We start from the raw sequence: 13,233 nt of genomic DNA on the forward strand, positions 1-13,233 counted from the left end.
CTCCGTGGGTCGCGGCGGCGTTCAACTGTGCGCGGAGCGCTGCAACTCGTAGGCTGCTGCGTACCTTTGATTGAAGGTCAGGAGCTCGTCGTGGGTGCCCTGTTCGACCAGGCGGCCGCGGTGCAGGACCAGAATCCGGTCGCAGTGCCGGGCGTTGGCGAGCCGGTGGGTGATGATCAACACGGTGCGGTCGTCGGCGAGCCGGCGGATCTGGTCGATCACCCGGGCCTCCGCGCGGGCGTCCATCGCGGAGGTGGGCTCGTCGAAGAAGAGCAGCGGGGCGTCGCGGAAGTACCCGCGGGCGACCGCGATGCGCTGCCACTCACCGCCCGACAGCTCGCAACCCTGGGCGAACTTCTTCGACAGCAGGGTCCGGTAGCCGTCCGACAGCGACGCGATGGCCCGGTCCGCGCCCGCCGTGATGGCGGCCTGCGTGGAGAGCTCATGGGCCGGGTCGGTGCGGTCGTGCCGGCCGATGGTGATGTTGTCCCGGGCGGTGCTCGGCCAGCGGGCCGGGCTCTGCATGACGAAGGCGACGCGTTCGTGCAGGGACTGTGGGGCGAAGCCGGCGATGTCCTGGCCGTCCCAGCAGATCGTGCCCTGCGTCGGCCGGTACAGGCCGGCCAGCAGCTTCGCCAGCGTGCTCTTGCCGGACCCGTTCTCCCCGACCAGGGCGACGACCTCGCCGCGACGGATGGTGAACGACACCTCCCGCAGGGCCGGCGTGCTCGTCCCGGGGTAGGCGAAGGTGAGGTCGCGGACCTGGATCTCGGCGAACGCGGGCGGACAGGGCAGCCCCGGGCGGAGATAGCTGCGGCCGTCGGAGTCGCGGAGGAAGGCGGTGAACTCCTCGACGTGCAGGCCGAGTGTGAACAGCTCCCGGGTGCCCTCGATGACGCCGATCAGCGCGGCCTGGGCCGACTTGGTCGCCAGCACCGCCGCGCCGGCCAAGGAGAGCGGCAGCGCACCGGTGGCCAGGAGGCCGCCGAGGGCGGTGTAGGAGGCGGCGGTGCCGATACCGCCGAGCGCGCGGCCGACGGCGGAGCGGCGGGCCTGCGCCAGCCCCACCCGGGCCTCCTCGCGCTCGACGGTCGCGGCGAGCCGCCGGTACTCGGCCAGCAGGGCCTCGCGCGCGGTGCAGGCCCGGATCTCGGCGGCGAAGTCGGGGTCGGTGAGCGGCTCGGTGGACATCCGCAGCCGGCGGCGCAGCAGCCACACCGCCAGACCGTTGGCGTACTCCAGCCGGGCCGCGCTCAACATGCCCCACGCCTGCGGCAGGAGCGACAGCGTGAGCAGCGGCAGCAGCAGCGGATCCAGGGCGCCGAGCACCGCCGCCGCGCCCAGCAGCGTCACCGCCGAGCCCACCCAGGCGCAGAACTGCTCGGCGGCGGCCGGCACGAAGCGCATCCCGCGGTCCTTGACCCGGTTCAGCAGATCGTGCCAGCCGGCGTCCTCGAAGGCCGCCAACTCGACCTCCACCGCGCTCCGGCACAGCCGCTCCTCCAGAAAGCGCTGCACGGCGGGGACCAGCACCGCACGGAAGTGCGCCGCCGCGGACACCAGGGCGCCGCGCACCGTGTACCAGAGCGCCACGGCCAGCAGGGCGGGCAACGCGCCGTGGACCCGGTCCGGGGTGGGGGCCTCGGCGAAGAGGTGGGACAGGATGCCGCGGGTGGCGAGCAGCCCGAGCGCGGTGGCACAGCCGGCGCCCGCCTCGGCCAGCAGCACGCCGGCGGTCGCCCGTGGGTGCGCGGCCCAGCACAGCGCGGCGATCCGCCGCAGCAGCCGGGGCAGCCGCCGCACTATCTGCCAGGTGCGCAGGCCGGCGGCCTCGGTGGCGACGTCCGTCGCGAAGGTCGCCGCCAGATCGGCGTCCAGCACCGTCGACAGCGCCCGGGGAGTGTCGTCCCGGGATTCCGGGTGCGGCGGGATGCCGTGGGATCGTGGCGTGTTCATGGTTCCTCCGTACGGATCAACCACCAAGGCGGAGAAACGACACGACGTGGGAGGAGCAACCCCCCTTCGAGCTAACGGAGTCGGCGTCAAACACCGGCGACGGGGGAAGACCCGGCGACGGCGCGCGTACCACCAGCGGGGCGCGCGGGGAACGCCTGAGCGCAGCGGGAATCCATGACGCGCCCTTGATCCGGCCGCCGCGAATTACCGTACAGAACGGGATCTCGAACCCCAGAGTACGGGCCGCTTCCGGAATGTCCACGGGAAGTCCCGCGCCGCTCAACTGGCCGGAAAGGGCCCCCTTTCGCCTTTTCCCGGGGGTGGATACGCTGGCCGACGGCAACTCGGTACCGCTACCGTCTTCCGAGGTGGACGGCAGGAAAGCCATGACGAGCGCGCCGCTCATCTGGCCTCCGCACGTGCGCAGTTACGTAACCACCGATCACCACATCCGGAGATCTTCGCTCTCCAGGTGATTGCGCCGCCAATTGAACGGCGCGCGAGATTACCGCTGTTGATGCCTTTGTGTGAGGCCGCCGACCATGGTCGTTTCCTTTCTCCGGGAGTCGCCTGATCGCATGCGCGGGGGCATGGGGCGCCGAGTCGCGGGTCGTCCGCCACCACCTTCTCAGGAGCCTGCGCGTCGATGACGAACACCCTTGGCGCGTCGTGCCGCGGCCCCCGCGCGCCCGACCGCCGACCGGCCGCCGGATGAACGCGCGGACGGGAGGCGGGAGATGAGGGACGAGGGGCGAGAGTTGAGGAGAGTGGCCGTGGGGAGCGACACCAGCGTGGACACCAGCGTGGTCATTCCGGTGTGGGACGCCTACGTGGACGCCCGGTTGGACACCGCCGTCCGCAGCATCCAGGATCAGGGCTGGCCCGTCGACATCATCCTTGTCGACAACGCCTCCACCGTCCCGCTGCCACCGTTCCCCGACACCCGCCAGGTCAGCGCGCCGCACCGGCTCACCCTCGGCGCCTCGCGCAACTTCGGCCTGCGCGCGGTCACCACGCCCTATGTCGTCTTCTGGGACTCCGACGACGTCATGCCGCCCGGCACCCTGCACGACCTCCACCAGGCGATGGGCCGGGCCGACGACACGGTGGCCGCGGCCACCGCCATGCACCACCCGCTGACCGGCAAGCGCTATCCCTTCCCGCCCCGCTGGGCCTACCGACTCGCCCCACGGCCCCGGTTGTTCGCCCTCTGTCACACGGTCCGCCCGCTCTACCCCGGCCTGGGCAGCGTGCTGATGCGCACCGCCGTCGTCCGCGAGGTCGGTGGCTACGACGACACCGACGACGGCGGCGAGGACTGGGCGCTCACCAGCGCACTGGCCTTCCGCGGGCGGATCGTGCTGACCCACCACCCCGGGCGCAGCTACCTCGCCACGCCCGACTCGCGCAGTTCCCGGCAGCGTTCGCTCTTCTCCGTCTGGTCCCGCCGATGTCGGGTCCGCCGCCGGCTGCGCGCGGATCCCGGTCTGCCGGCGGCGGGGAAGCGCCTGCTGCCGCTGCTCGCCGTCGTCCAGTGGTTCGACGTGGTGCTCTTCCGGATCCTGCGCCAACTGCTCCAGAAGGCCAACGGCACGGTGACCGGCCCCATCCTGACCAACAGCAAGGGATCCCCGACACCTTAGGGAGTGCCCATGGCGACCACACCCCTGGCGTTCACCTTCGTCTGCCACGCGGGCCCGCTGGAACCACAGGCGGTCCTCCTGGCCGCCTCGCTCCGCCGGTACGCGCCAAACGTCCCCGCCGTCGTCGCCGTGCCGCAGCCGGAGGCCACCTGGGGCGCGCCGGCCGAGCACACCCTCGCCGCGTTCGCCCGCTTCGGCATCGACGTGGCCCCCGTCGAGGTCCCGTTCGGCCGGGACCGGCCGCTCACCAACAAGATCGGGGCGCTGCGCGTCCCGGTGGCCGCGGACCGACTGGCGCTGCTGGACAGCGACATCCTGGTCCTCGGACCGCTGCTGGACGACCCGTTGCTCCGCTCGACCGCCGATGTGGTGGCCAAACCCGCCGACTTCCAGACTTACACCCGGGACCCCGCCGACTGGGCGCGCACCTATGCCGCCTGCGACGCCGACGTCCCGTCGCACCGGATCGCCAGCACCGTCTCCGGGCACCACGGCCCGCCGTTCTTCAACTCCGGCATGGTGATCACCCGCCGCCCGCGCGAACTGGCCGACGTCTGGGAGGGCTGCGCACGCGCCCTCGCCGCCACCGAAGGACTGCCGTTCGCCGCCCACCGCTGGGACGACCAGCCGGCCTTCGCCGTCGCGGTCCACAAGGGCGGCTTCACCGTCGAGCCGGCCACCGAACGGCTCAACTACCCGGCCCACGTACGGACGTTGCCCGAGGGCGCGCCGCCGCTGCTGTGCCACTACCACCGCCCGCGGGTGATCCGCATCGACCCGGTGCTGCGCGGCGTCGTCGCCGACTGCGCGGCGCGCCACCCGGAGGTCGCCCGGGTGCTGCGGGCGCACCCCGCGTGGGCGCCGTTCGTCACCGGCGCCCGGAGCGAACGGCCGGCACCGGTACCGGACTTGCTGATCTCCGGCATCCCGGGCGCCGGCGCGGGCACGCTCGCCGAGCTGCTCAACGGCTACGACGACGCCGTCGCGCTGACCGACCCGCCGGCGGTCCACACCTCGCTGTCGGAGCACCAACGACCCTGGGGCATCCCGGTGTTCCTACGGGAGAACAGGGGGTACATCGCCGACGGTCGTACCGACTTCCGGCCCGCGTCCCCCGACTTCCTGTTCGCCGTGGCCAACCGCGACGGCGCCGTCCTCGCCCGCGCCGACGCGGTCCGCGCGGTGCTCCCGCACACCCGGGTCGCGCTCTGCGTCCGCGATCCGTACGACACCATCGCCGACTGGAAGCGCACCGCCGAACGCCCCCCACCGCCCAATCCCCTGCTACCGGAGGCGGAACGGGCGGCACTGCACCGCATCGACGCCGCCCCCGACCGGGCCGAACGCCTGGCGCTGCGGTGGGCCTGGTGGGCCCGTTACCTCCTCAAGCGGCCCACGAACACCGTGCTGGTCGACCACGAGCAGCTGCTGACCGCTCCGCGGGCCGCGCTCGCCCCGGTCCTGGCGGGGCTGGACGCCGGGCGCCCGCCCGCCGACCCACCGCGGCGCGCGCCCGTCCGCGACCGCGGGGTGCTGAACGCCCACGACCGCAAGGCCATCGCCGAGATCTGCGTTCCGCTCGCCGACCAGCTCGGCGTCGTCGTGCACCCGGAGCCGTGAGGACCGCACACCATGCATCAGGCCGTTCAGGAAGAGCAGATCACCACCCTCCCCGGCACCTGGGCCCCGCCCGGCTCCCGCCCCGTGGAACTGGTCTTCCGGACCGTGGGGGAGCGCACCAGCGCCCTCGCGCTCGACCTCGCGCTCCGGCACGTGAGGCCGCAGCGCGCCCATGTCGTCCGTAACGTCAAGCCGTTCGCCCGTGCCGTCCGCCGGATGCTCGACGAGCTGGACCACTCCTGCTCGCACGTGGTCTTCGTGGACGCCGACTGCCTGATCCTCGAAGACCTCCGGCCCTTCCTGGACGCCAACGACCTGCCGTGCGTCGACGCCTACGGGCACGACCGGTTCCGCGGGCGCATCCACGGCGGTGCCCGGATCAGCCGGATCGACGTGGTCCGGGCGATGGCCGCCCGCCAACCGCCGTCCGACGCCCGGGGGGTGACGCTGTGGCCCGAGGGCTATCTGGTCGGCGCGGTCCTGCGGGACCTCGGACTGGACTGGCAGTACAAGGACTTCCACATCCTGCACGACCACTTCCAGCGCTATCGCGACCTGTTCGTGAAGTACGCCCTGTGCCAGCTGCGCAGCCGCGAGGGCGACCGCAGACAGCTGCTCGCCGAATCCCTGGCCCGATGGGGCCCGGGACCGGAGTTCACCGTCGTCCGGCACGCGGTGCGGCACGCGGCGACGACGATCGGCGAGGGCGCCGGGGCGGACGAGATCGCCCGCTACCTCCGCCGCCTGCCGCTGATCGCCCCGGGCGAGGTGGCGGCGCTCGGCCTGACCGAACGCGACGGCGAGGCCGACCTCGCGGACGTGACCGCCGCGCTCGCCGCCGACCCCGTCAAACTCGCCCCGCCCACCGCCCCGTTCAGGGTCTTCGGCGTCGGCCTGCCCGGCACCGGCACCCGGTCGCTCAACCGCGCCCTGCACGCGCTGGGCTTCAGCGCGCTGCACGATCCGCACGCCACCCCCCGCCCGCTCGCCGACATCCCGGCGCTGCCCCACTACGACGGGCTGACCGGCGCGAGCGCCGCCGCCCGCGTGCAGGAGCTGGACCGGACCTGGCCCGGCAGCAGATTCGTGCTGACCGTGCGGGCGCCGGAGCGCCCCGACCATGTGCGGCGCACCGCGGCGTACTTCGCCGACCGCCCCGACGACCTGCTGGTACTGGACCTCGCCCGCGGTCAGGGCTACCCCGAACTCGCCGCGTTCCTCGGCGTACCGGCGCCCGCCCGGCCGTTCCCGCACCGCGGCGGCCGACCGACCAGGGAGGACCCGTCATGACCCAGCGGCTGGGCGTCCTCGTCCTCGGCATGCACCGCAGCGGCACCTCGGCGGTGACCCGCGCGGTGAACCTGCTCGGCGTGCCCACCTGCGTGCCCTCCGACCTGACCCCGGCGGGGCTGGGCAACCAGCGCGGCCACTGGGAGAGCCGCTCGCTGGTCCAGTTCAACAACGCCCTCCTCAACGCCCTTGGCCGCAGCTCCTGGTGCCCGCCCCCGCTCGACGCCTGGGCCGGAGGCCCGCACCTCCCCGACCTGCCGCCGGAACGCGCCCGCCGCCTCCTCGAACGCCTCCACCCCACCCCCCAGTGGGTGTGGAAGGACCCCCGCACCAGCCTCACCCTGCCCTTCTGGCTGGCCGCCCTGCACGACCTGCCCCTCGCCCTGGTGCTGTGCGTCCGGGACCCGCTGGAGGTGGCCGCATCGCTCCGGCGACGGGACGGCACCCCGTGGAAGGTGGCGTTGTGCATGTGGGAGCGGTACCTGCGGCACGCCCTCGCGGCGGCGGCCGGCCGGCCCGTGCTGGTCACCCGGTACGAGACGCTGCTGGCCGACCCGGTGAAGTGGGCGCGGACGGCCGAGGGCTTCCTCGCCCCGCTCGGCGCCCGGATCACCTGGCGCCCCGAACTGCCGGAAGAACTCCGTGCGTTCGTCGACCCGGCGCTGCACCACGAGACCACACCGCCCGACGAGGCGCCGCCCACCCCCGGCCAGCGTGCCCTGTACGCGGCGCTGCTCCGCCACGAGGGCCCCACCGAGCGGTTCCGGCCCCCGGAACTGCCGCCCGAGGCCCCCGGGACCGAAGGGACACTGTGCCGGCACGCGGCGCGGCCACGACGGCGTACAGGAGGCCGACGATGAGGCGCAGACGACGGGCGGTGGTCACCGGCGGTGCCGGATTCCTCGGCTCCCACCTGTGCGAACGGCTGCTGACCGAGGGGTTCGCGGTGGTGTGCCTGGACAACCTCTCGACCGGCCGGGCCGACAACGTCGCCCACCTCCCGCGGCTCGGCCCCTTCGAGTTCGCCCAAGCCGACGCCACGACCGGCGTCCCGGTCGCCGGCGAGGTCGACGCGGTGCTGCACCTCGCCTCGCCCGCCGCGCCCGCCGACTACGGCCGACTGCCCGTCGAGACGCTCAAGGTCGGCTCCCTCGGCACGCTGCACGCCCTGGAGTTGGCCCGGGAGCACCGGGCGCGGTTCGTGCTGGCCTCCACCTCGGAGGTGTACGGCGACCCCCTCGTCAACCCGCAGCCCGAGAGCTACTGGGGGCACGTCAACCAGGTCGGACCGCGCGGCGTCTACGACGAGGCCAAGCGGTTCGCCGAGGCGCTGACCGTCGCCTACCGGCAGCGGTACGGCGTCGACACCGCCGTGGCGCGGCTGTTCAACACCTTCGGGCCCCGGATGCGCCCGGACGACGGCCGCGCCGTCCCCGCCTTCGTGCAACAGGCGCTCCGCGGTGAGCCGTTGACCGTCGCCGGGGACGGCCGACAGACCCGCTCCATGTGCTACGTCGACGACCTGATCGAGGGGGTGTTCCGGCTGCTCGGCTCCGACCACCCTGGGCCGATGAACCTGGGCAACCCGCACGAACTACCCATCGTCGACCTGGCCCGGCGCATCATCGCACTGACCGGCTCGCCCTCCACGGTCACCCTGGTGCCCCGCCCGATCGACGACCCCCGGGTCCGCTGCCCGGACATCACCCTCGCCCGCACCGTGCTGCGCTGGGAGCCGACGGTCGAGCTCGACCGGGGCCTGCGACGCACCATCGACTGGTTCCGGCGCCACCTCGACCACCCCGCCCCGCAGCCCGCCGGCGACCACAAGGGGGCCCGATGACCGTGCCGTTGCCGCGCACCGCCCTGGTCACCGGCGTCGCCGGCTTCATCGCCTCACACCTCGCCCAGGCCCTGCTGGACCGCGGTACCCGCGTCACCGGCGTGGACCGACGATCCCCCGAGACCGACGCCGACGCCGCCACCAACCTGGCCGGCTGCCTGGACCGGCCCGGATTCACCCTGGCCCGCGCCGACCTCCTCGACTGCCCGCTCGCCCCGCTGCTCGACGCCGCCGACGTCGTCTTCCACCTCGCCGGCATCCCCGGCGTCCGGGCCTCCTGGGGCACCCGCTTCCCCGACTATGTGGCCGGCAACATCCTCGCCACCCACCGGATCGCCGCCGCCTGCCACCAACTCGGCGTCCCCCGCCTGGTGGTGGCCTCGTCCTCCAGCGTCTACGGACCGGTCGGCGACCGCCCCGTCACCGAGGACGCCCCCACCCACCCCGCCTCGCCGTACGGCGTCACCAAACTCGCCGCCGAACAACTCGCCCTCGCCTACGGCACGTTGCCACAGCCCCGCACCACGGTCGTGGCGCTGCGCTACTTCACCGTCTACGGCCCCCGCCAGCGGCCCGACATGCTCATCCAGCGCGCGCTGCGGGCCGCGGCGGGCGGCGAGAAGCTGCTGGTCTACGGCGACGGCAACCAGCGCCGCGACTTCACCTACGTCGGCGACGTGGTGCGGGCGACGCTGCGGGCCGCGGCCGCGCCCGGCACCGCCGAGGTCCTCAACGTCGCCGGCGGCCACAGCGCTTCGGTCGCCGAGGTGCTCGCCACCATCGCCGCACTGACCGGCCGGCCGGTGCCCACCCGGACCGTCCCGGACCAGCCCGGCGACGTCCCCGGCACCTGGGCCGACACCGGCCGGGCCCGCTCGCGGCTGAACTGGCGGCCGAAGACGGCCCTCGCCGACGGACTCGCCCGGCAACTCGACTGGCTGCGCAGCCACCAGCTCGGCGGCCACCGGTGACGCCCGACGCCGCCCCGCCGCGCCGCAAGGTCTTCTGCCTGGGCCTCTCCCGCACCGGCACCCGCTCGGTGGCCGAGGCCCTGCGCACCCTCGGCCACCACGTCCTGCACTACCCCAGCGACCGCGCCGCCCTCGACACCCTGCACCGCGGCGACGCGCGCTTCCCCCACCTCGACCACTGCGCCGGCCTGGCCGACATCACCGTGGTGCCGTACTACCCCCAACTGGACCGACTGTGGCCCGGCAGCCGCTTCGTCCTCACCCTCCGCGACGAGGACGACTGGCTGCGCTCCTGCCGCACACACTGGGCGCGACACCCCGTCGACACCACCCCCACCACCGAGAAGGCCCGCATCAAACTGGAGGTCAAGCGTTTCCTGCGGGCGGCCGTCTACGGCGGCTACGACTTCCACGAGGACCGCTTCCGGACCGTGCACCGCCACCATGTGGACGCCGTGCGCCGCTACTTCGCCGGTCGCGACGACGACCTGCTGCTCCTACGCCCCTGCGCGGGAGAGGGCTACGAACGCCTCGCCCCCTTCCTCGGCGTCCCGACGCCTCCGGGCCCCTTCCCGCACGTGGGGTGACACTGGTGGCGGGGGCTTTTCGCCAGCAACGCCCCTACAGCGCCGACTCGATTCCGGCGAGCACCGCCGCGGCGCCGTCCTCCGCCGCGAGCCCCCGGGCGAGTTGGGCCGCGCGGCGGCGGTGGTTCTCGTCGCCCAGGCAGGCCGCGATCGCCGCGCCGAGTGCCTCGGCGGTCAGTTCCCGAAACCGCAGGGGGCGGGGAGCGACCCCCAACCGGTGCAACCGGGCGGCCCAGAACGGCTGGTCGGCCATGACCGGGACCGGGACGGCGGGCACCCCGGCCCGCAGCCCGGCCGCGGTGGTGCCCGCGCCGGCGTGATGCACCACCGCGGCGGTGCGCGGGAACAGCCAGTCGTGCGGCACGTCACCGATGGCCAGGATCTGATCGCCCCCGCCGCTCATCCCGGCCCAGCCCGCCTGCACCACCGCCCGCACCCGGGCCCGCCGCACCGCCGAGGCCACCAGCGCACTGAGCCGTTCCCCCTGGCCCGGCGCCATGCTGCCGAACCCGATGAACACCGGTGGCCGGCCCGCCTGAAGGAAGTCGACGAGCTCGGCCGGTGGCCGCCAACCGCGCGGTCGGACGGGCCACCAGTAGCCGGTCATCTCGACCCGCTCGGGCCAGTCGGCGGGGCGCGGCACCACCAGCGGGCTGACGCCGTGGAACACCGGCCGGAGGTCGGACAGTTGGGGCGGTGGGGCGTCGGCGGGCATCCCGAGGCGGGTCCGCATGCGGGCCACGGCGCCCGCGTAGAGCTCCTGCGCGCGCCCGAGCGCCGCCCGGCCCGCGGCCAGATTGCCCGCCGCCCCCAGGTCGTCGGCGCGCGGCGACCCCGGCGGCGGGAACTCCCCGGTGGCGAACGCCGGTACGAGGTAGCTGCCGATGACCGGGACGCCGAACGCCGCGCCGGCCGTCAGACTCAACGGCGCGGCACCGTACGGGGTGAGCACCAGGTCCGCGCCGTCCGCCACGGCCGTCGCCACCCCGTCGGCGAACCCGTCCAGGAACGCCTTGGTCACCGCCCGGGCCTCCTCGGGCGACCCGGCCCGGTCCCTGGCGAGGATCAACTCCTGTGGGTCCCCCGGCAACGGCCGGTGCTCCAGCCCGCTTTCGCCGACGAGCCCGGCGAACGGCGGATGGGCGGCCAGCACGACCTCGTGCCCGGCCTCCCGCAGACACTGCCCCAGCCCCGTGAACGGCGCGACATCGCCCCGCGATCCGATGGTCACGATCAACACCCGCATGCCGCGATTCTCCTCCACCCGCCAGCGCCTCACGCCCCGGCCCCGGCCCCGGTGGACCCTACGCCCCTCGGGCGGGGGCCGCGCCGGGGACGACGCGGCCCCGGCGCCTCACACCCGGTCGGCGACGATCAGCAGGTACTGGAAGCTGCCGTTGCGGTAGGCGTTGAGGAAGGTGTCCTCGATGCCGGTGACCAAGTGGTCCGCCTCCCGGCGCAGTTCCCAGTACGGCAGCGCCGACTGGGTGAGGTCCTCGACGTGCACCGGGACGAGCCGGTTGTTGGCCATCGCCCGGAAGTACTCCGAGCGGGGGTGGATGTCGCAGATGTAATGGGCGTTGATCAACGACACCTCGCGGGAGGCGCGCCCGTAGGCGTCGTTGTAGCAGCCGGTGATCGTGACGTACCGGCCCCCGCGCCGCAGCAGCCGGGCGTGCTCCGCGAAGAGCAGGTCCAGCTCGACGTACATGGTCGACTCGTTGTTCCACGACGCCGCGAACGCGCCGGAGTCGAAGCCGGTGTCGAGCATGTTGCGGTGGTGGTAGCGCACCTTGTCGTCGATCCCGCGCTTGCGGGCCTGCGCATTGGCGAACTCGGCCTGCTTGGCGGAGATGGTGACCCCGTCGGCGTGGCAGCCGTAGCGCAGGTGCGCGGTGACGCTGCCGCCGCCGCGGCCACAACCGGCGTCGAAGACCCGGTCGGTGGGCGAGAGGTCACCGAGGTGCGAGGCGAGCAACTCGGCCTGGGTGTGCTCCAGTCGGTGCAGCTCGCCGGTGATCCGCTCGCGGCGCAGGGCGAGGTCCGGCTCGTCCAGTACCGACCGGTCGGCGTCCCCGATGCCGTAGTGGTGGTGGTACAGGTCGTCGATCTTCCCCAGTTCGAGGTTGACCGGGTTCTCCTCGGCGTTCCAGTAGTCCGCGACCCGGGACTGGTACGTGGACTGGGTCGGCACCGGCGTACGGGCGGTGTCGGCGTGGGCGATGGTCAAGGCTGACTCCTTGCGGCGGTGCGCTGTTCGGTCTACCAGTAGTCGGGCAGCTGGTAGCGATCGGTGTTGGTGGCGTGCCACTCGTGATTGCCGGCGACCCAGTCGGACAGGCCCCGGACGTACTGTGCGAGGAGGGGCGAGCCGGCGGCCAGCGGTGCTGACTCGGTCTCGAACGCCTCCATGACCTCGTTGTGGATCTCCACGCTCTTCAAGTAGGCGGCCTTCAGGCCGCGTTTGTCGTTGGCGGCCACCACCTGCGGGAGGTTCAGGTGGCTGGGATCGCTGGCCAGCTCCTTGGTGAAGGAGTAGAGGTCGTTGACGATGGTGGTGGCGTTGCAGGCCAGTGCCGTGACCCGCTGGACCTCCGGGCGGGCGTAGAGCGCCTCGGGCAGTTCGTAGCCGTCGATGGCGTCGACCAGGGACAGGCAGGGGCGGAAGTTGTTGAACTGCCGCATCACCAAGTACTCCCAGACGTGCGGCAGATGCCGGGTCTGGGCCCAGGACGCCTCGGCCAGATAGCCCAGGTGCAGCCGGGCCATGTCGTGGACGAAACGGTCCGTCTGGCTGGGCGTGGCGACGGCCGCGAAGTCCTGCATCGCCGCGTGGTAGGAGCGCAGCGGCCCGTCGGCCTGCATGCCCCGGCGCCACTCCGCCTCCTGCGCGGGGGCGCCGTGGAACGGGTCGAGCGCCGACTGCGCCAGGATCAGCCGGCCGCCCAGACGGTCGCGCACGGCGCCGCGCCCCTCGTCCTCCTCGCAGTAACAGCTGTCGACGATGTTCTCGGCCAGCAGGAACTTGCCCGCTACGGTGAGGCGTTCGAGGTCGGCCGCGGCGGGGTGCTGGAGGACGACGGCCCGGCCGCACTGGAACTGGGCGAAGTCCCCGGACCATTGGGCCGGGAAGAGGTCCAACTGGCGGGCCCAGGCTTCCAGTCTGCGGTCGATCTCCGCGGCCTTCTCCGGGTCGGCCGGCGCGACGGGACGATACCTCAGCCCGGGGACCGCCCCGGTGCGGCGGGCCCGCAGCGAGCTGACGAGGTTCGGCGGGCCGGGCAGCGAGAACCCGGCGGCGGTGGGGGGCGTGCTCATGGTTG

11 protein-coding genes are annotated in these 13,233 nt (G+C 73.6%); 7 read left to right on the forward strand and 4 right to left on the reverse strand.

Going from position 1 to position 13,233, the window contains the following annotated elements; all coding sequences use genetic code 11:
• Positions 1 to 21: 21 nt before the first annotated feature.
• Positions 22 to 1,956, reverse strand: coding sequence for an ABC transporter ATP-binding protein (locus ACFVFQ_RS00170; protein ID WP_383405887.1), 1,935 nt, complete (start codon positions 1,954 to 1,956; stop codon positions 22 to 24).
• A gap of 773 nt (positions 1,957 to 2,729) precedes the next feature.
• Here ACFVFQ_RS00170 and ACFVFQ_RS00175 point away from each other — a divergent pair.
• The 7 genes from ACFVFQ_RS00175 to ACFVFQ_RS00205 are packed head-to-tail and all read left to right on the forward strand — an operon-like array spanning position 2,730 to position 9,910.
• Entirely contained in the window at positions 2,730 to 3,599 is an 870-nt protein-coding gene (locus tag ACFVFQ_RS00175) for a glycosyltransferase family 2 protein (protein WP_383405891.1), read from the forward strand.
• Positions 3,600 to 3,608: 9 nt separating this feature from the next.
• The gene (locus tag ACFVFQ_RS00180) at positions 3,609 to 5,219 is read left to right on the forward strand and encodes a hypothetical protein (protein ID WP_383405894.1); all 1,611 of its coding nucleotides are present in this window, start codon (positions 3,609 to 3,611) and stop codon (positions 5,217 to 5,219) included.
• A gap of 12 nt (positions 5,220 to 5,231) precedes the next feature.
• Positions 5,232 to 6,509: a hypothetical protein gene (locus tag ACFVFQ_RS00185; RefSeq protein WP_383405898.1), complete on the forward strand. Its 1,278-nt coding sequence runs from the start codon at positions 5,232 to 5,234 to the stop codon at positions 6,507 to 6,509.
• A complete protein-coding gene (locus ACFVFQ_RS00190) occupies positions 6,506 to 7,369 on the forward strand; it encodes a sulfotransferase family protein (RefSeq protein WP_383405901.1) in 864 nt (287 codons plus the stop codon). The genes ACFVFQ_RS00185 and ACFVFQ_RS00190 overlap by 4 nt, the downstream gene beginning before the upstream one ends.
• Positions 7,366 to 8,352: a UDP-glucuronic acid decarboxylase family protein gene (locus tag ACFVFQ_RS00195; RefSeq protein WP_383405904.1), complete on the forward strand. Its 987-nt coding sequence runs from the start codon at positions 7,366 to 7,368 to the stop codon at positions 8,350 to 8,352. The genes ACFVFQ_RS00190 and ACFVFQ_RS00195 overlap by 4 nt, the downstream gene beginning before the upstream one ends.
• Positions 8,349 to 9,323, forward strand: coding sequence for an NAD-dependent epimerase/dehydratase family protein (locus ACFVFQ_RS00200; RefSeq protein WP_383405907.1), 975 nt, complete (start codon positions 8,349 to 8,351; stop codon positions 9,321 to 9,323). The genes ACFVFQ_RS00195 and ACFVFQ_RS00200 overlap by 4 nt, the downstream gene beginning before the upstream one ends.
• Entirely contained in the window at positions 9,320 to 9,910 is a 591-nt protein-coding gene (locus ACFVFQ_RS00205) for a sulfotransferase family protein (RefSeq protein ID WP_383405910.1), read from the forward strand. The genes ACFVFQ_RS00200 and ACFVFQ_RS00205 overlap by 4 nt, the downstream gene beginning before the upstream one ends.
• 34 nt (positions 9,911 to 9,944) lie before the next feature.
• Here ACFVFQ_RS00205 and ACFVFQ_RS00210 read toward each other — a convergent pair whose 3' ends face one another.
• The 3 genes from ACFVFQ_RS00210 to ACFVFQ_RS00220 all read right to left on the reverse strand — a co-directional run bounded on the left by ACFVFQ_RS00210 (position 9,945) and on the right by ACFVFQ_RS00220 (position 13,228).
• Complete coding sequence (locus ACFVFQ_RS00210) at positions 9,945 to 11,156, reverse strand: glycosyltransferase (RefSeq protein WP_383405913.1); 1,212 nt, start codon at positions 11,154 to 11,156, stop codon at positions 9,945 to 9,947.
• A gap of 108 nt (positions 11,157 to 11,264) precedes the next feature.
• Positions 11,265 to 12,140, reverse strand: a complete 876-nt coding sequence (locus ACFVFQ_RS00215) for a geranyl diphosphate 2-C-methyltransferase (protein ID WP_383405916.1) — start codon at positions 12,138 to 12,140, stop codon at positions 11,265 to 11,267.
• 32 nt (positions 12,141 to 12,172) lie between these two features.
• A complete protein-coding gene (locus ACFVFQ_RS00220; RefSeq protein WP_383405919.1) occupies positions 12,173 to 13,228 on the reverse strand; it encodes a family 2 encapsulin nanocompartment cargo protein terpene cyclase in 1,056 nt (351 codons plus the stop codon).
• Between the last annotated feature and the right edge of the window lie 5 nt (positions 13,229 to 13,233).

The sequence above is a fragment of the Streptomyces sp. NPDC057743 genome (assembly GCF_042798755.1).
Taxonomy (GTDB): Bacteria; Actinomycetota; Actinomycetes; order Streptomycetales; family Streptomycetaceae; genus Streptomyces.

Excerpts from the sequence above, each read along its gene's own strand:
- ACFVFQ_RS00170 (WP_383405887.1), bottom strand. The coding sequence starts at position 1,956 with ATGAACACGCCACGATCCCACGGCATCCCGCCGCACCCGGAATCCCGG.
- ACFVFQ_RS00180 (WP_383405894.1), top strand. The coding sequence starts at position 3,609 with ATGGCGACCACACCCCTGGCGTTCACCTTCGTCTGCCACGCGGGCCCG.
- ACFVFQ_RS00185 (WP_383405898.1), top strand. The coding sequence starts at position 5,232 with ATGCATCAGGCCGTTCAGGAAGAGCAGATCACCACCCTCCCCGGCACC.
- ACFVFQ_RS00190 (WP_383405901.1), top strand. The coding sequence starts at position 6,506 with ATGACCCAGCGGCTGGGCGTCCTCGTCCTCGGCATGCACCGCAGCGGC.
- ACFVFQ_RS00195 (WP_383405904.1), top strand. The coding sequence starts at position 7,366 with ATGAGGCGCAGACGACGGGCGGTGGTCACCGGCGGTGCCGGATTCCTC.
- ACFVFQ_RS00200 (WP_383405907.1), top strand. The coding sequence starts at position 8,349 with ATGACCGTGCCGTTGCCGCGCACCGCCCTGGTCACCGGCGTCGCCGGC.
- ACFVFQ_RS00210 (WP_383405913.1), bottom strand. The coding sequence starts at position 11,156 with ATGCGGGTGTTGATCGTGACCATCGGATCGCGGGGCGATGTCGCGCCG.
- ACFVFQ_RS00220 (WP_383405919.1), bottom strand. The coding sequence starts at position 13,228 with ATGAGCACGCCCCCCACCGCCGCCGGGTTCTCGCTGCCCGGCCCGCCG.